General features: G+C 68.5%; 13 protein-coding genes. 8 read left to right on the forward strand and 5 right to left on the reverse strand.

Annotation, left to right across the window (positions count from 1 at the left end):
- The first annotated feature begins 53 nt into the window (after positions 1-53).
- The 4 genes from CV103_RS16795 to CV103_RS16810 all read left to right on the forward strand — a co-directional run bounded on the left by CV103_RS16795 (position 54) and on the right by CV103_RS16810 (position 6,402).
- Entirely contained in the window at positions 54-893 is an 840-nt protein-coding gene (locus tag CV103_RS16795; RefSeq protein ID WP_107395615.1) for an ImuA family protein, read from the forward strand.
- A complete protein-coding gene (locus tag CV103_RS16800; RefSeq protein ID WP_211314419.1) occupies positions 784-2,352 on the forward strand; it encodes a Y-family DNA polymerase in 1,569 nt (522 codons plus the stop codon). The genes CV103_RS16795 and CV103_RS16800 overlap by 110 nt, the downstream gene beginning before the upstream one ends.
- On the forward strand, positions 2,349-5,675 hold the full coding sequence (locus CV103_RS16805) for an error-prone DNA polymerase (protein WP_107395616.1): 3,327 nt from the start codon (positions 2,349-2,351) through the stop codon (positions 5,673-5,675). The genes CV103_RS16800 and CV103_RS16805 overlap by 4 nt, the downstream gene beginning before the upstream one ends.
- Positions 5,676-5,766: 91 nt before the next feature.
- Positions 5,767-6,402: a YbhB/YbcL family Raf kinase inhibitor-like protein gene (locus tag CV103_RS16810; RefSeq protein WP_107395617.1), complete on the forward strand. Its 636-nt coding sequence runs from the start codon at positions 5,767-5,769 to the stop codon at positions 6,400-6,402.
- A 28-nt stretch (positions 6,403-6,430) separates the two neighbouring features.
- On the opposite strand, the gene CV103_RS16815 is transcribed toward CV103_RS16810, so the two are convergent.
- From CV103_RS16815 to CV103_RS16825, 3 genes are all read right to left on the reverse strand, one after another.
- Complete coding sequence (locus CV103_RS16815) at positions 6,431-7,123, reverse strand: hotdog fold domain-containing protein (protein WP_107395618.1); 693 nt, start codon at positions 7,121-7,123, stop codon at positions 6,431-6,433.
- An 89-nt stretch (positions 7,124-7,212) separates the two neighbouring features.
- A complete protein-coding gene (locus tag CV103_RS16820) occupies positions 7,213-8,055 on the reverse strand; it encodes a PhzF family phenazine biosynthesis protein (protein ID WP_107395619.1) in 843 nt (280 codons plus the stop codon).
- The gene (locus tag CV103_RS16825; RefSeq protein ID WP_107395643.1) at positions 8,034-8,930 is read right to left on the reverse strand and encodes a DMT family transporter; all 897 of its coding nucleotides are present in this window, start codon (positions 8,928-8,930) and stop codon (positions 8,034-8,036) included. The genes CV103_RS16820 and CV103_RS16825 overlap by 22 nt, the downstream gene beginning before the upstream one ends.
- 108 nt (positions 8,931-9,038) lie before the next feature.
- On the opposite strand from CV103_RS16825, the gene CV103_RS16830 reads away from it, so the two are divergent.
- Positions 9,039-10,442: an aminotransferase-like domain-containing protein gene (locus CV103_RS16830; protein WP_107395620.1), complete on the forward strand. Its 1,404-nt coding sequence runs from the start codon at positions 9,039-9,041 to the stop codon at positions 10,440-10,442.
- Positions 10,443-10,447: 5 nt separating this feature from the next.
- Here the strand turns inward: CV103_RS16830 and CV103_RS16835 are convergent, their stop codons facing one another.
- Positions 10,448-11,974: a hypothetical protein gene (locus CV103_RS16835; protein WP_146163448.1), complete on the reverse strand. Its 1,527-nt coding sequence runs from the start codon at positions 11,972-11,974 to the stop codon at positions 10,448-10,450.
- Positions 11,975-12,534: 560 nt separating this feature from the next.
- On the opposite strand from CV103_RS16835, the gene CV103_RS16840 reads away from it, so the two are divergent.
- From CV103_RS16840 to CV103_RS16850, 3 genes are all read left to right on the forward strand, one after another.
- Positions 12,535-13,452 (forward strand): flagellin, encoded by a 918-nt coding sequence (locus CV103_RS16840; RefSeq protein ID WP_107395622.1) that lies wholly within the window; start codon positions 12,535-12,537, stop codon positions 13,450-13,452.
- A gap of 263 nt (positions 13,453-13,715) precedes the next feature.
- Positions 13,716-14,606 carry a flagellin gene (locus tag CV103_RS16845; RefSeq protein ID WP_015458122.1) on the forward strand — a complete coding sequence of 297 codons (891 nt, stop codon included), beginning with the start codon at positions 13,716-13,718 and terminating at the stop codon, positions 14,604-14,606.
- 347 nt (positions 14,607-14,953) lie between these two features.
- The gene (locus CV103_RS16850; protein ID WP_015458121.1) at positions 14,954-15,358 is read left to right on the forward strand and encodes a hypothetical protein; all 405 of its coding nucleotides are present in this window, start codon (positions 14,954-14,956) and stop codon (positions 15,356-15,358) included.
- 98 nt (positions 15,359-15,456) lie between these two features.
- Here CV103_RS16850 and CV103_RS16855 read toward each other — a convergent pair whose 3' ends face one another.
- Positions 15,457-16,119, reverse strand: a complete 663-nt coding sequence (locus tag CV103_RS16855; protein ID WP_015458120.1) for a flagellar hook assembly protein FlgD — start codon at positions 16,117-16,119, stop codon at positions 15,457-15,459.
- Positions 16,120-16,123: the final 4 nt, after the last annotated feature.

Here is a 16,123-nt window from a genome sequence, read left to right on the forward strand (position 1 = left end):
CTTGACAGTGGCCGGATCGGGGCCTGATATGGAACATATCAGGAACATTTGTCATGCACGAGTCGCACCCCTCCCTTGCCGCCCTGCGCGGCCGGATCGCGATGCTGGCCGGCGCCGCTCCGGCGGAAGCGGGGCGGATCGTCACCGGCCATGGCGGCATCGACGGTGCGCTGGGCGGCGGGCTGGCGCGGGGGCGGCTGCATGAGATTTTCGCCGCCGATGCGGGCGAGGCGGGCAGCGCCGCCGGCTTCGCGGCGATGCTGGCGCTGCGCGCGCGGGCGGCGGAGATGGCGGATGGCGATGCCGATGTCGATGCGCATCCCGGCGAAGGGCTGCTCTGGCTGCGCTGCGACGAGGCGGAACGGCGCGGCGGCGGCCTCTATGCCCCCGGCCTCGCCGATCTGGGCGGGGCGGCGGACGGGCTGCTGCTGGCGGTCGCGCCCGATCCGGTGGCGCTGCTGCGCGGGGCCGGCGATGCCGCCCGCTGCCCCGGCCTGGCGGTGGTGGTGGTGGAATGCTGGGGCGATCCGCGGGTGCTGGACCTCACGGCCACCCGCCGGCTGACCCTGGCGGCGGAGGATTCGGGCGTGTCGGTGCTGCTGCTCAGGATCGACGCGCGGGCCTCGCCCAGCGCCGCCGACACCCGCTGGCGGGTGCGCGCCGCGCCTTCGCGGGCGCTGGCGGCCAATGCGCCGGGGCAGGCGGCCTTCGAAGTGGAATTGCTGCGGCAGCGGAGCGGGATCGCCGATCTCCGCTGGCGCGTGGAGTGGGATCGTGAACGCATTGTCTTCCGCGAAGCCATCCGGGAACCGGCGCTGCCTGGCGCTGTGGTTCCCCTTCCTTCCCGCGGATCGGCTGCGGGCGGCGCGACGGCGGACCGGCGCATCGCCTGAAGCGCAGGCGCCGCTCGCCTTCGTCGAGAAGGTGAAGGGCGCGCTGCGGCTGGCGGCGGTGGATGCGCAGGCGCTGACGCTCGGGCTGGAGCCGGGCCTGCCGCTGGCCGATGCGCGCGCCCGCGTGCCGGACCTCGCCGTGGCGGATCATGATCCCGATGCCGATCTCGCCTGGCTGGAGGCGCTGGCCGAAGGCTGCGGTCGTTACACCCCGATGGTGGCGGTGGATGCGCCGGATGGCCTGCTGCTCGATATCAGCGGCTGCGCGCATCTGTTCGGGGGCGAGGCGGGGCTGGTGGCCGATATCGAGGCGCGCCTGGCGCAAAGCGGGCTGGCGGTGCGCCATGCGCTGGCCGGCAATGCTGCCGGCGCCCGCGCGCTGGCCCGGTTCCAGACGGTGCCGGCCGCCGATGAGGCGACCGCGATCCGCCGGCTGCCGGTGGCGGCGCTGGGCCTCGATTCCGAAGCGGAGTTGGGCCTGCGCCGCGCCGGGCTGAAGCTGGTGGGCGATCTTGCCTGCCGGCCGCTGGCGGGGATCGCCGCGCGTTTCGGCGGCGATGCGGTGATGGCGCTCCGCCGCCTGCTGGGCGAGGCGGACAGCCCGATCGTCCCGCGCCGCACGCCGCCGACGATCGGCATCGAGCGCCGCTTTGCCGAGCCGATCGCCCGCACCGAATATGCGCTGGCGGTGCTGGGGGAACTGGCCGGCGAGGCGAAGCGGCTGCTGGAGGAACGCAAGGCCGGCGGCCGGCGGTTCGAAGGCATGTTCTTCCGCAGCGACGGGCTGGCGCGGTCGATCCGGGTGGAGACCAGCCGGCCGACGCGCGATCCGGCGATGGTGATGCGGCTGTTCCGCGAACGGATCGGCGCGCTCGATGATCCGATCGATCCCGGCTTCGGCTTCGATATGGTCCGGCTGTCAGTGCCCCTGGTCGAGCCGCTGGCGGCCGCCCAGCTGCGGCTGGAAGGCGGCGCCACCCATGAGGCGGAGATCGCGGCGCTGGTCGATCGGCTGAGCACGCGGCTGGGCCGGGGCCGGGTGCGGCGGCTGGTGCCGCGCGACACGCATATTCCAGAACAGGCCCAGCTCGCCTTGCCGGCGGTGGCCGCCCCGCCGCCCGCCGCCTGGGATGCGGCCGGCCCCGGCGATCCGCCGCTGCGGCCCATCCATCTGTTCGATCCGCCCCAGCCGATCGATGTGATCGCCGAGGTGCCCGATGGCCCGCCCCACCGCTTCCGCTGGCGGCGCGACGCGCATGAGGTGCGCCGCTTCGAAGGACCGGAACGGATCGCCGCCGAATGGTGGCAGCGGGCCGATGGCGCGATCGACCGGCCGGGGCTGACCCGCGATTATTATCGGGTGGAGGATGCGCGCGGCCGCCGCTTCTGGATCTTCCGCCACGGCCTTTACGAGGAGAAGGCCGATCCCGCCTGGTATCTCCACGGGGTTTTTGCATGACGGATGGGGTCACGCCTTTCCGCCGCCCCGCCGGCGATCGGCCGTCGGGGGGCGAGGAAGCCGATGCCGGCTTTGCCGAGATGGTCGCCGCCACCAATTATTCCTTCCTGCGCGGCGCATCCCATCCGGCGGACATGGTGGCGCGCGCGATCGGCCTCGGCATGGCCGGCATCGGCATCGCCGATCGCAACACCGTGGCCGGCGTGGTGCGCGCCCATGTCGCGCTGAAGGAAGCCAAGGCGGCGCTCGCGGCCGCGCAGGAGGAGAATGGGGAAGAGGCGAGGCCCCTCGATTTCCGCCTCGCCGTCGGCGCGCGGCTGGTCTTCGCCGATGGCACACCGGATATCGTCGCCTATCCCGCCACCCGCTTCGGCTGGGGGCGGCTCACCCGCCTGCTCACGCTCGGCAACCGGCGGGCGGAGAAGGGCGATTGCATCCTCCATTTCGCCGATCTGCTGGCTTATTGCCAGGATCTGCTGCTGATCGTGATGGCCGGCGACGCGGACGAATTCGTGCTCCGCCGGCTGGCCGATGCCTGCCCCGGCGCGGTCTGGCTGGGGGCGACCATGCCGCGCGAGGGCCGCGATCATCGCCGGCTGGCCGGGCTGACGGCGCTGGGCGCGCGGGCGGGCGTGCCGCTGCTCGCCACCTGCGATGCGCTTTATGCCGGGCCGGAACAGCGGCCGCTCCACGATGTCGTCACTTGCATCCGCGAAGGGGTGACGATCGCCGAGGCGGGCCGGCTCCTTCATGCCAATGCCGAACGCCATCTGAAGCCGCCCGCCGAAATGGCGCGCCTGTTCCGCGCCTGCCCGGAAGCCGTGGCGGCATCGGCGGATATCCTTGCCCGCATCCATTTCGATCTCGATCAGCTCGCCTACGAATATCCGCACGAACCCGTGCCCGAAGGCTGGACCCCGCAGGGCTGGCTGGAACATCTGGTGCTGGCGGCGGCGAATGCCCAGCATCCCGGTGGCATCCCGGCCAAGGTGCAGAAGGTGCTGGATGAGGAACTGAGCCTGATCCGCGCCCGCAACTACGCTTATTATTTCCTGACGGTGCACGATATCGTGAGGTTCGCGCGCACGCGGGATCCCCCGATCCTCTGCCAGGGGCGGGGATCGGCGGCCAATTCGCTGGTCTGCTACCTGCTGGGCGTCACCCCGATCGATCCGGTCGAAAACAACCTGCTCTTCTCGCGCTTCCTGTCCGAACAGCGGGGCGAGCCGCCCGATATCGACGTGGATTTCGAGCATGAGCGGCGCGAGGAGGTGATGCAATATGTCTATGAACGCTACGGCCGCCACCGCGCCGGCATCGCCGCCACCGTCATCCATTATCGCCCGCGCAGCACCCTGCGGGAGGTGGGCAAGGCGCTCGGCCTGTCGGAGGATGTGACCGCGCGCCTCGCCGATACGAGCTGGGGCAGCTATGGCGGCGAGGTGCCGGACGGCCGCTTCGCCGAGGCGGGCTTCGATGCCGCCAATCCCGAAATGGCGCGGCTGCGGGCGCTGGTCGGTCAGCTTCTCAAATTCCCGCGCCACCTTTCCCAGCATGTCGGCGGCTTCGTGCTGACCGAGGACCGGCTGGACGAGACCGTGCCGATCCACAATGCCGCGATGGCGGCCCGCACCTTCATCGAATGGGACAAGGACGATATCGACGCGCTGGGGCTGATGAAGGTCGATGTGCTGGCGCTCGGCATGCTCACCTGCATCCGCAAGGCCTTCGATCTGATGCGCCGGCATGGCGAGGGCGATCTCATGCTGGAAACCGTGCCGAAGGAGGACAAGGCCACCTACGACATGCTGTGCGAGGGCGACAGCATCGGCGTGTTCCAGGTGGAAAGCCGCGCCCAGATCAACATGCTGCCCCGCCTCCGGCCCAGGGAGTTCTACGATCTCGTCATCCAGGTCGCGATCGTGCGGCCGGGGCCGATCGAGGGCGACATGGTCCACCCCTATCTCCGCCGCCGCGCCGGGCAGGAGAAAGCGGACCTGCCCGGATCGCGCGACAATCCGGATGAATTGCGCGAGGTGCTCGGCAAGACCTTCGGCGTCCCCCTGTTCCAGGAACAGGCGATGAAGCTCGCCATCATCGCCGCCGGCTTCACCGCGGACGAGGCGAATGAGCTGCGCCGGGCGATGGCGACGTTCCGCAATGTCGGCACCATCCACAGGTTCCGCGAAAAGATGATCGGGGGGATGGTGGGGCGCGGTTACGAGCCCGATTTCGCCGCCCGCTGCTTCAAGCAGATCGAAGGCTTCGGCAGCTATGGCTTCCCGGAAAGCCACGCCCAGTCCTTCGCCAAGCTGGTCTATGTCTCGGCCTGGCTCAAATGCCACCAGCCGGCGGTGTTCGCCTGCGCCCTGCTCAATTCGCAGCCCATGGGCTTCTATGCGCCCGCCCAGATCGTGCGCTGCGCCCGCGATCATGGGGTGGAGGTGCGGCCGATCGATATCAATGCCAGCTTCTGGGACAGCAGCCTGGAACGGGGGGAGGATGGCCGCCTCGCCCTGCGGCTGGGGCTGCGCCAGATCGATGGCTTTCGGGAGGAGTGGGCGGTGGCGCTGGCCGATGCCCGCGCCCGCGGGCCGATCGCCAGCGTCGAGGCGCTGGCCCGCGATGCCGGCCTGCCGGCGCGCGCGCTGCGCCTGCTGGCCGATGCCGATGCCTGCCGGTCGATCGCGCTGGACCGGCGCGAGGCGCTGTGGGAGGCGCGGCGCACGCCTGCGGGCGAGCTGCCTTTGTTCGCCGCCGCCGCCGCGCGGGAACTGGGGGATGAGGCGGATGCCGCGCTTCCCGCCATGCCGCTCGCCGAACATGTGATGACCGATTATCAGGTGACGCGTCTGTCCCTGAAGGATCATCCGATGACCTTCCTGCGCGATCGCTTCCGCCGCGCGGGCGTGCTGAGCTGCGCGGAGGCGGAGCAGGCGAAGAATGGCGCGCAAATAAGGGTGGCGGGCGTGGTGCTGATCCGCCAGCGGCCGGGCAAGGGCAATGCCGTGTTCGTCACGCTGGAGGATGAGACCGGCATCACCAACGTGCTGATCTGGGCGCGGCTGTTCGAACGCTATCGCCGCGCCGTCATGGCATCCCGCCTGATGGAGGTGACGGGCGAGCTGCAGAAAAGCCGCGAGGGCGTGGCGCATCTGATCGCCACGCGGATCGTCGATCGCACCGCCGCGCTGGACGGGATCGCCGCCGATCGCCCCCGGCCCATGGCCGATCCGGGCGAAGCGGCGCTCCCGCCGCGTCCGGCCCATGCCTCGCATCCCCGCAATGTCCGCATCCTGCCGAAATCGCGCGACTTCCACTGATCGGGCGTCATCGCCCGCCGATTTCATGGAACCCAATCCACCCCTTCGCCGGTTGTGCAGGCATCAGGCCGGAGAGGGGAGGGATCGCCCGATGCTGGAACATCTGCCGCAATGGATCGGCGCGCTGATGCGCAATGTCCGCGCGGGCCATGCCAAGCTGGCGATCGTCCAGCCGGAACTGACGATAACCGGCGTGCACATCGATCTTTCCAGCCCCGCTTTCCCCGATGGCGGGCGATTGCCCGAACGCTTCACCGCCGATGGCGCCGGCGTCTCGCCGCCCCTCGTCTGGAACGGCGTGCCCCCCGGCACGCGCAGCCTGGCCCTGATCGTCGAGGACCCGGACGCCCCCGCGCCCAATCCGCTGGTGCATGCGATCGTCTGCGGCATCCCGCCGGGCGAGCGCCGGCTGGCCGAAGGCGCGATCCGGGCGGATGGCGGGGGCGATGCCAGCGGCGGCGATATCGGCCGCAACAGCGCGTTCGGCGAAGGCTGGCTGCCCCCCGATCCCCCTGCCGGCCATGGCAGCCACGATTATATCTTCCAGCTCTTCGCGCTGGCGGACGTGCCCCTGTTCCGTCGCCATCCCGGCCGCTCCGCGCTCCTCAACGCGATGGAAGGCAAGGTGCTGGCGGCGGGTCTCCTCGTCGGCACCTATTCGCGCGGCGAGGCGGCCATGACCGGCGGCGGCAAGGCCGTGCCGCGTGCCGTGGCGCGACACGGCTAGGCCGGATCGCCCGGACGACGGACTCGGATCAGGCCCGGATCGAAATCCAGGTTGCCAGCGCAGCGGCGATCAGGCGGCCGTCGCGATCGTGGATCGCGGTGCCTGCTCGATGCTTGCGGCCTTCGCTGGCGATGGGCCAGCCCGTCACCAGCAGCGGTTCGCCCGGCCGTGGCCTGCCGTGGATCATCACCCCGATCCGCCCCAGCACGGCCGGCCCCGATCGCGGCTGGACCGCGAAATAGCCGGGGCAGTCGAGCGCGGCCCACAGGAATTCGGGGCGAACATGGCCGCCCTCGTCCGCCAGATCGGCGGTGGCCACCCACAAGGCGGCGACCTGCCCGGCCGCGTCGCCGACCGGGCCGGGGAAGATGCGCAGGCCATCGCCTTCCGCCCGTTCCGGCCCGCAGACGAAGCAGCCGGGAAAGACATGCTCGTCGAAGCCCGCGAAATGGCGGGAAGCGTCCTCGGCAATGGGCAGGGCCGGCGGGGGCGGCACATCGATCGCGATCTCCGCCGGTTCCGCCAGCGCGACGAGGGCCTCGTCGTCGATCAGCCGGATGGCGTCGCCGTCCCGCGCAAGCTCCATCTCCGTCGCCAGCGGCGGCGGCAGCTTCAGCGTGACCATGCAGCCGGATCCGCCGATCGGCGCCGCCACCAGGCCGGCGACATAGCCGCCATTGCCGCTCTGCGGAGGGCCGCGAAACCGATGGTCGATGTGCAAGGGGAGCCGCCTTTCCGTCCTGATCGCCCGGCGCGCGTGCCGAGACGCCGTTGCCGGATGCTTATAGGCGGGCGCCGGCGTCCGGTCGATCAGAAGGCGGTTTCGCCGCTGAACAGCGTCGCCGTTCGCCCGCCGATCCAGATCGTCCCGGCCGCATCGCGATCGACGCGGATGCGGCCGGTGCGCCCCAGCCGGGTCCCCTGCGCGGCGCGGTAGGAACCCTGCACCCGGCCCGACGCGAACAGCCATTGCGCCACCGAAGCGTTGAGGCTGCCCGTCACCGGATCCTCGATGACACCGCCATGCTGATCGCTGAAGAAGGCGCGCAGTTCATAGCCGATGTCCTGCCCGGCGGGATGCGGGCCGACGACGCCCACCTCGATCCGGCCGCCATGGCTGCGCGCGGGTTCGACCGCCAGCACCGCCTCCGCCGATGCCAGCATCACGCCGATCCAGCCCGGCCCGTTGTCCACCCATTGCGCATCCACGATCTCGGCGCGGGATATGCGGAGAAACGCGGCAACCTCCTCCAGCCTCGCCTCGTCCACCGCGCCCGTCCGGATCAGCGGCGGCGCGGCGAAGGCCAGGCCGGCCGCGTCCTGGCGGATGGGGACGAGGCCCGCGCCGCATTCCTGCACGATCCTGCCCGATTGCTTTGGCACGCCGCCCGCGGCCAGCCAGGCGTGGCAGGTGCCCAGCGTCGGATGGCCGGCAAAGGGCAATTCGCGTTCCAGCGTGAAGATGCGCACGCGATAATCGGCCTCGGGCGTGGTGGGCGGCAGCAGGAAGGTGGTTTCCGAAAGGTTCAGCCATTGGGTGATGCGCTGCATCGTATCGGTGTCGATCCCCTCCGAATCGGCCACCACCGCCAGCGGATTGCCGGAAAAGGGGTGTTCGCCGAACACGTCGATCAGCTGGAACGGGCGGGGCATAAAGCGGGTCTCCTCTTGGCGAAGTGCCGGGCGGCGGCAACGCAGATGGCAACGACGATGGTTATGGCGACGATCGATCCGCCGATCGGCTCATCGATCAGGATGGCGGCCAGCGCCAGCCCGCAAAGCGGCTGGAGGAGCTGGAGCTGGCCGACGCTGGCGATGCCGCCCAGGGCCAGCCCGCGATACCAGAAGACGAAGCCGATTAGCATGCTGAACAGGGCGACATAGGCCAGGCCGGCCCAGGCGGCGGACGGCACCTGCGTCCATCGGGGCGCGGGCAGGGCCGTCATCAGCCCGATCATCGCCGGCAGCGCCAGCACCAGCGCCCAGCAGATCACCTGCCAGCCGCCCAGCCGCCGCGCCAGCACCGCGCCTTCGGCATAGCCTAGTCCGCAGACCAGGATCGCCGCCAGCATCAGCGCATCGCCCATTGATGCCGTGCCGGCGCCGTCGCGCAGTGCGAATCCGGTCACGGCCGCGCTGCCCAGCGCCGCGAACAGCCAGAAGGCGGGCGCCGGCCGCTCGCCGCCGCGCAGCACCGCGAAGATGGCGGTGGCCAGCGGCAGCAGGCCGGTGAACATGATCGAATGGGCGGTGTCGATATGGCGCAGCGCCATCGCGCTCAGCAGCGGAAAGCCCAGCACGGCGCCGCCGGCCACCACCAGCAGCGGCACGATATCCGAAAGGGCGGGCCGGGGCTGGCGCAGCGCGGCCAGCATGACGAGCGCGAGGCCGCCGGCGATCGCCGCGCGCGCCGCCGTCAGGTAGAGCGGATCGAAACCGCCCATCGCCAGTCGCGTCGCCGGCAGCGATCCGCTGAATATCAGCGCGCCCAGCAATCCGTTGATCCACCCGCTCGTCGTCCGGTCCATTGCGCGATCCATTCGGTGTTTTTCCTCCGATGCGGCGGCGGGGCTGGCGGCGCGAGGTACGGATCGATACAGTTCGACCAAACTGTACCGGTTCACGGAGCAATAAGGATGGATGTGCCGCTTGCCGCGCCCCAGGGCTCGCTCACCGAACGGCTGGCCGGGGCCATGCGCCAGCGCATCGCCTCGCGGGCCTTGCTGCCGGGGGCGAAGCTGCCCTCGATCCGCGCGCTCGCCGCCTCGGCGCAGGTTTCCAAGTCGACGGTGGTGGAGGTCTATGATCGCCTGGCCGCCGAAGGCGTCATCCATTCGCGGCGCGGGTCGGGCTTCTATGTGGCCGGGCATCTGCCGCCGCTATCGGTGGCCGATGTCGGCCCCCGGCTCGATCGCGCGGTCGATCCCTTCTGGGTGTCGCGCCAGTCGCTCGAGGCGGGGGAGGACGCGCTCAAGCCGGGCTGCGGCTGGCTGCCGCCCTCCTGGCTGCCGGAGGACATATTGCGCCGCGCGATGCGGGCGTTGGCCAGGGCGGATGAAGGGGCGCTGGTCGATTATGGCACGCCGCTCGGCCTGCCGGCGCTCCGGCAATTATTGTCGCGGCGGCTCGCCGAACGCGGGGTGGAGGCGGCCCCGGACCAGATCATGCTCACCGAATCCGGCACGCAGGCGATCGACCTGCTCTGCCGCATGCTGATCGGGCCCGGCGACGTCGTGCTGGTCGACGATCCCTGCTATTTCAACTTCCACGCGCTGCTGCGCGCCCATCGCGCGCGGATCGTCGGCATCCCCTTCACGCCCTCGGGGCCGGACATGGATGCCTTTGCCGAGGCGCTGGCCCAGCATCGCCCGCGCCTCTACGTCACCAATTCCGGCGTCCACAATCCCACCGGCGCGACACTGGCGCCGGCGGTGGCGCATCGCCTGCTCCGGCTGGCGGAGCAGCATGACCTCGTCATCGTCGAGGACGATATCTTCGCCGATTTCGAGGATGAGCCCGCCCCCCGTCTCGCCGCGCTCGATGGCCTGGAACGCGTCATCCAGATCGGCAGCTTCTCCAAGACGCTCTCGGCCAGCGTGCGGTGCGGCTATGTCGCCATCCGGCGCGACTGGCTGGAACGGCTGCTCGACCTCCGGATCGCCACCGCCTTCAGCGCGCCCCGCCTCTCGACCGAATTGGTGTCGCGCGCGCTTCAGGACGGCAGCTATCGCCGCCATGTCACCGCGCTTCGCGAACGCCTGCATCGCGCCCGGCAGCGGACGGCGGCGCGGCTCGCCGCGATCGGCATCCGGCCCTGGATCGAGCCGCGCGCCGGCATGTTCCTGTGGTGCCGCCTGCCCGATGGCGTCGATGCTGCCGATCTCGCCCGCACCGCGCTGGGGCAGGGCGTGGTGCTGGCGCCGGGCAACGTCTTCAGCCTTTCGCAGACGGCGGGCCAGCATATGCGCATCAACGTCGCGCAATGCGCCGATCCCAGGATCTTCGAGGTGCTGAAGCAGGCGATGCGCGAGGCCGCCTGAAGCGATCAGGCGACCGGTGACGCCTCGGCCAGCGGCGTGGCCGGCACCGCCTGGAATGCCGGGGCGGAGCGTGACTGCCGCCGCGCCATCACCAGCATCCACGCCGTAAACGGCACCAGCCAGATCACGCGGCCCTGATAACGGCTCTGCGGATCGGAAAGCGCGCCGCCCAGGAAGGCGTTGACGGCAAGCCCCACGGCGATCAGCGCGATCCACGCCCAGACGGCGCGTTCGCCGGCGGTCAACGGATCGCGCTCGTCGCGCCGCCGCCGCAGCGCCGCTATGCCCGCCGCCGCCATCGTCAGCAGGGCGATGCCCACCGTGCCGTAATGGATGATGCTGAGCGTCCTGGTCGGCCACAGGCCCCGGCCCGCCGGGGATGCCGCCATGCGCTGGCGGATCGGCTCGGGCACCGTGCGCCAGCACCGCGCCTCCGCCTTGCAGCTATAGTTCAGCCAGCGATCGTCGAACATCGCCGCCTGGAGGAGCGAGTTCTTCACGATCATGCCGGCCTGTTCGATCGGATAGGCTTTCAATACCGCCAGCGCGAAGGGAATATCCTCGGCAGACAGCGCCTTGCGCTCCGCATCGGTGGCGAAGAGGAAGACGCCGTCCCGCTTGTCCGTGGACCAGAGGAAGGCGCCGGAGGTCGGTGCGATCCGATCGGCGAACCGGCAGACCGTGAAGTCCGCGCCGGGGCAATATTCCCTGATATAGCGCGCGCCCGGCCCGTCGCCGATGAAGCGGGCGGTCAGCAGCGGCGCCATGTGCGGCGGATGGCCGAATGTCCTTTCGATCGCGAAATTGGTCAGCATCGTGCCCGCCACGGCCAGCGCCACGGCGACCGCGCCGGTGCCCAGCGCGAAGCGGGCATTGGCGCGCGGCAGCAGCCTGAACGCGGCTATGATCGCCGCTGTGACCGTCATCGCCAATATGATCAGGACATGCGTCGGATGCGACATGGTGCACAGGATCACCAGCCCCGCCAGGACGAGCCGGTCCCTCCGGCCCATCGGCCCGCGCGAGGCGGCGAGCACCGCCAGCGCCAGCATGCCGAGCCCGGCGAAGATGTCGGCCAGCAGATAGGATGTGTAGAAGGGGAGCGGCGTCAGCAGCGCGAGCAGGGCGGCGGTCAGCAGGAAGGTCCGGTCGTCCTCGATGCCGATCGCCCGCAGCGCCAGCCGGACGAGCCATAGCGACAGGATCGATCCGATCGCCACGAACAGCCAGAAATTGCTGAGCAGATAAGTGAGGTAGAGGCCGAACCCGAAATAAGGCGATCGCCCGCCCATGATGAAGCCGCTGGAAAGATCGTTGCCGCGCTTGGGGGCGGCCGCATCCTGGTCGGCGGTGGGGCTCGCCGGCCTGGCCGTGGGCGATCGATGCGCCGCCGCGTCCTCCGATCGCGTCCAGACGGTCGAGATGCGCCCGCCGGAGGCCAGATGGATCGGGAAGTCGGCCGATCGCACATAAGTGGTGGTGTCGGGGAAGAAAAAGGGCTGGCCATTTACGATGGCGGGCCATGCCATCATGGCCACCATCACTATTATCAGGAAATAATAGGATATTCCCTTGCGGTTGTGCATATCGCCTGCTGCTTCCCCCGCGCCCGGATGAATGCGTGAACCTTCCCCTTGGTCCCGAATGTGCCGTCTTGCGCCATCGCTACATGCCGAAGGACAGCGGATAAGCCGATATGCGTTAGCATGTGCACCCTATGCGCAAAAGCCATTATTGGACGATCAAGCGTTTGGGGCGGATAATTATTTTGCACGGCGGCATATTTTCTCGCGGGTCATCTTTTCGCAATGACGAAACAAGGGTGCGGGTGGACGGGATTCATGGCCGCGCGGCGCCGAATCGGGGCACGTTCTACCCTTCTTGATCCCCGCTGCTGCGGCTGCCCTGTCGGATAGCCTGGAAATTGCGGTTAATTATTTGTTAAACATGAAAAATCATCCGCCTCGCTTTGGCGGGCCGACCGTTCTTCCCAGAATGAAAGGCGGGCCGATGGGTATCGGGCCGTCGTGGGCCGGCGCTTCCGGTCCAGGTCGCAGAAGGCGGCCTCCTATCCAAGAAGGACGACAACATCATGGCACTTTCCGTTAACACCAATGTCGGTGCGATGGCCGCGCTCCAGTCGCTGACGGCGACCAATCGCAGCCTGGAAACCACGCAGAGCCGCATCACCACGGGTCTCAACGTGGCGTCGACGAAGGATGACTCGGCGAAGTTCACCGTGGCGCAGACGCTGCGCGGCGATCTCGGCAAGCTGAGCGCGGTCACCTCCTCGCTCAACAACGCCAAGAGCGTCACCGACACCGCCATCGCCGGTGCCGAGCAGGTTTCCGACCTCATCAACCAGATGAAGGCGAAGGCCCTCGAGGCTTCGGACGCGGGCCTCGATCAGGACAGCCGCGATGCGATCGCCAAGGACCTGACTGCGCTCAAGGAGCAGGTCAACACGATCATCGACGGTTCGGACTTCAACGGCACCAACATCCTGAAGAACGATCCGGCCGATGCCACCAACGACCAGATCGTTTCGGCGCTCCAGTCGATCGCTTCGGGTTCGTCGGCGCTCACCGTTTCGAACCAGGGCTATACCAGCCTGTCTGAAACCGCTTTGGGCGATGCCACCAACACCGGCACCCTGACCTGGGTGAAGACCGGCGGCAACGACATCGACCTGAGCGACAGCTCGGGCGGTGGCGGCGACACCGGTGCCCAGAAGGCCACCGATTTCGGCGCGGCGCTGGATACCTTCTTCAGCAAGGTTCAGGACAGCCTGAGCACGCTGGGCGCGGCTTCGCGCAAGATCGAGGGCCAGCTCTCGTTCAACAGCAAGCTCACCGACGTGGTGACGAGCGGCATCGGCAACCTGGTCGACGCGGATCTCGCCAAGGAATCGGCGAAGCTGCAGGCCCTGCAGGTCCAGCAGCAGCTGGGCGTCCAGGCTCTCAGCATCGCCAACCAGGCGCCGCAGACGATCCTGTCGCTGTTCCGTTAATCGGCAACGGACGATCGGCTCCGTCCTCCTCTTCCGGGGGAGGGCGGGGGTGTCGAAAGGGAAAGGCCGGGGTGGTTCGCCATCCCGGCCTTTTCTTGTGCCCGCGTCCAAGTCGTTAAGCATAAAAAAGTCGGGCGCGGATTTGGGTGGCCCCGGAATCCTTCCCAGAATGAAAGGCGGGCCGATGGGTATCGGGTCGTCGCGGATCGGCGCTTCCGGTCCAGGTCGCAGAAGGCGGCCTCCTATCCAAGAAGGACGATATCATGGCACTTTCCGTTAACACCAATGTCGGTGCGATGGCCGCGCTTCAGTCGCTGACGTCGACCAACCGCAGCCTGGAGACCACGCAGAGCCGGATCACCACCGGTCTCAACGTGGCGTCGACGAAGGACGATTCCGCCAAATATACCGTGGCGCAGACGCTGCGCGGCGATCTCGGCAAGCTGAGCGCGGTCACCTCCTCGCTCAACAACGCCAAGAGCGTCACCGACACCGCCATCGCCGGTGCCGAGCAGATCTCCGACCTGCTCAACCAGATGAAGTCCAAGGCTCTAGAAGCCTCGGATGCTGGCCTGGACGACGACAGCCGCGTCGCGATCACCAAGGATCTGCTGGCTCTCAAGCAGCAGGTCTCCACGATCATCGACGGTTCGGACTTCAACGGCACCAACATCCTGAAGGGTGATGGCTCGGCGACCGCGCAGGGCGTTTCGGCGCTCCAGTCGATCGCTTCGGGTGCCTCGGCGCTCACCGTCGACAACCAGGGCTATACGACGAAGGCGACGACCGCCCTCGGCGATCTGACCGACGACACCGATTTCGCCGGCATCGATACCAGCGATCCGACGAACATCACCGCCGCCGCGTTCAGCACCGCCACCACCGGCGTGATCGACAAGCTCGATGCCTTCTTCGGTGAAGTTCAGGACAGCCTGAGCACGCTGGGTGCGTCTTCGCGCAAGATCGAGGGCCAGCTCTCGTTCAACAGCAAGCTGACCGACGTGGTGACGAGCGGCATCGGCAACCTGGTCGATGCGGACCTCGCCAAGGAATCGGCGAAGCTGCAGGCCCTGCAGGTCCAGCAGCAGCTGGGCGTCCAGGCTCTCAGCATCGCCAACCAGGCGCCGCAGACGATCCTGTCGCTGTTCCGTTAAGGGACATGATCAGTTCCACCCCAGCCCTCACCCACGGGGTGGAACATCATGCGGAAGGCCGGGGCGGTTCGCCGTTCCGGCCTTCTTGCATGTCGGGGAAGGCGCGACGGCGCCCGATTCCGCAGGATTTTCGGGCGATGGACCGCATCCGGAACATTTCCGGCGGCATTAACCACCAATCCCCCTAGGACGAGGAGTCGCCGGGCAGATAAGGGAATTCCCTTAGTTGGTATTAACCGGTCCATCGAAGAGAGGCTGGCCTCATGTGCGCGGTACCAGACCGTGCCGTCGTCTAGTGGGGAGGACGAGACCAGAAGTCGGAACATTATCGAACGAGGTTCTTTCTGATGAACGTCAGCGTCGCTTCCGGAGGATCGGCCCATAATGCCGGCACCGGAAATTCCGAAATGAACTACCGGCTCACCCTCCAGCTATCGGTCGAGGATGCCTGTGCGCTCTGGGATGCCGCCGCGGAGCGGTGCATGAGCGTGGGCGGCCTGACGATCGAGGATGTCGAAGAAACCCTCGGCCCGCGCCAGGATCCTTCGATCGAAGATTGCCTGATAACCCTTGCGCTGCCCGCGCGCATCGCCGGCTGCACGCTCACCGATTTCAACCTGGCCGATGCCGGGGACGGCCTCCCCGTCGCCCCGGGCGCCCAGCGCAATATCCGCGCGGCGCCGGCCCATCAGGGCATTTCCTCCACGATGCGGCTCTACGCGCCCGTGCCGCACACCGCCCGCGTCGCCTGATCGATCGAGCCTCCGTTCGATCGCGGACGGGGCAGGATGCAAAGAAAACCCCGCGCCGACCGATCGGCGCGGGGTTTCTTTTCGTGGCCGTCCGGGGATCAGGCCGGGTTGGAGATCGCCACCAGCCCGTTCACCGACATGCGGATGCCGTTCACGCCCAGCATCACGTTGGTGCCGTCGGTCACGACATCCTTGACGGTGGCGACCGAATTGATGGTCACGGGTACCTTGTTGCCGCTGGCGTCGAGCGCGGCGATCGACAGCGTATAGGCGCCGTCGGCGGCGCGAGTGCCGTCGGCCAGCGTGCCGTCCCACTGGTAGCGGCCCTGCGCGTCCGCCTCGATCGTCTTCTCGCTGACGACCTTGCCCTTCGCATCCTTGACGGTGGCGACGATCGAGGCCGGCTGGCCATCGGCATAATAGGTCCAGGTCGCGGGCGCCTCGCCCAGGCCGGCCACGGGCGAATCGAACCGCGCCTCGCGGCCGATGAAGCTCGATGCCTGCGCCATGTCCTGCGAGGCGAGCTTGCCGATGATCTGCTGCAGCTTGTCGGTCTGCTGGATCGATTGCTCGACCTGCGAATATTGCACGAGCTGCTGGGTATATTCCGACGTGTCCATGGGATCGAGCGGGTCCTGATTCTGCATCTGCGCGGTCAGCAGCTTCAGGAACATGTTGAAATCGGCGCCGATCTGGCTCTTGGCCTGCTGGTTCGCCGTGTTGCTCATGGTCGATGCGTCGGTATTCGAAACGGTCGTCATCTCG

Source organism: Edaphosphingomonas fennica (assembly GCF_003034225.1).
Lineage (GTDB): Bacteria > Pseudomonadota > Alphaproteobacteria > Sphingomonadales > Sphingomonadaceae > Sphingomonas_E > Sphingomonas_E fennica.

Bases quoted from the DNA above. Each gene is read 5' to 3' on its own strand.
- CV103_RS16795 (WP_107395615.1), top strand. From the start codon at position 54: ATGCACGAGTCGCACCCCTCCCTTGCCGCCCTGCGCGGCCGGATCGCG.
- CV103_RS16805 (WP_107395616.1), top strand. From the start codon at position 2,349: ATGACGGATGGGGTCACGCCTTTCCGCCGCCCCGCCGGCGATCGGCCG.
- CV103_RS16810 (WP_107395617.1), top strand. From the start codon at position 5,767: ATGCTGGAACATCTGCCGCAATGGATCGGCGCGCTGATGCGCAATGTC.
- CV103_RS16820 (WP_107395619.1), bottom strand. From the start codon at position 8,055: ATGCCCCGCCCGTTCCAGCTGATCGACGTGTTCGGCGAACACCCCTTT.
- CV103_RS16825 (WP_107395643.1), bottom strand. From the start codon at position 8,930: ATGGACCGGACGACGAGCGGGTGGATCAACGGATTGCTGGGCGCGCTG.
- CV103_RS16830 (WP_107395620.1), top strand. From the start codon at position 9,039: ATGGATGTGCCGCTTGCCGCGCCCCAGGGCTCGCTCACCGAACGGCTG.
- CV103_RS16835 (WP_146163448.1), bottom strand. From the start codon at position 11,974: ATGATGGCATGGCCCGCCATCGTAAATGGCCAGCCCTTTTTCTTCCCC.
- CV103_RS16840 (WP_107395622.1), top strand. From the start codon at position 12,535: ATGGCACTTTCCGTTAACACCAATGTCGGTGCGATGGCCGCGCTCCAG.
- CV103_RS16845 (WP_015458122.1), top strand. From the start codon at position 13,716: ATGGCACTTTCCGTTAACACCAATGTCGGTGCGATGGCCGCGCTTCAG.
- CV103_RS16850 (WP_015458121.1), top strand. From the start codon at position 14,954: ATGAACGTCAGCGTCGCTTCCGGAGGATCGGCCCATAATGCCGGCACC.
- CV103_RS16855 (WP_015458120.1), bottom strand. From the start codon at position 16,119: ATGACGACCGTTTCGAATACCGACGCATCGACCATGAGCAACACGGCG.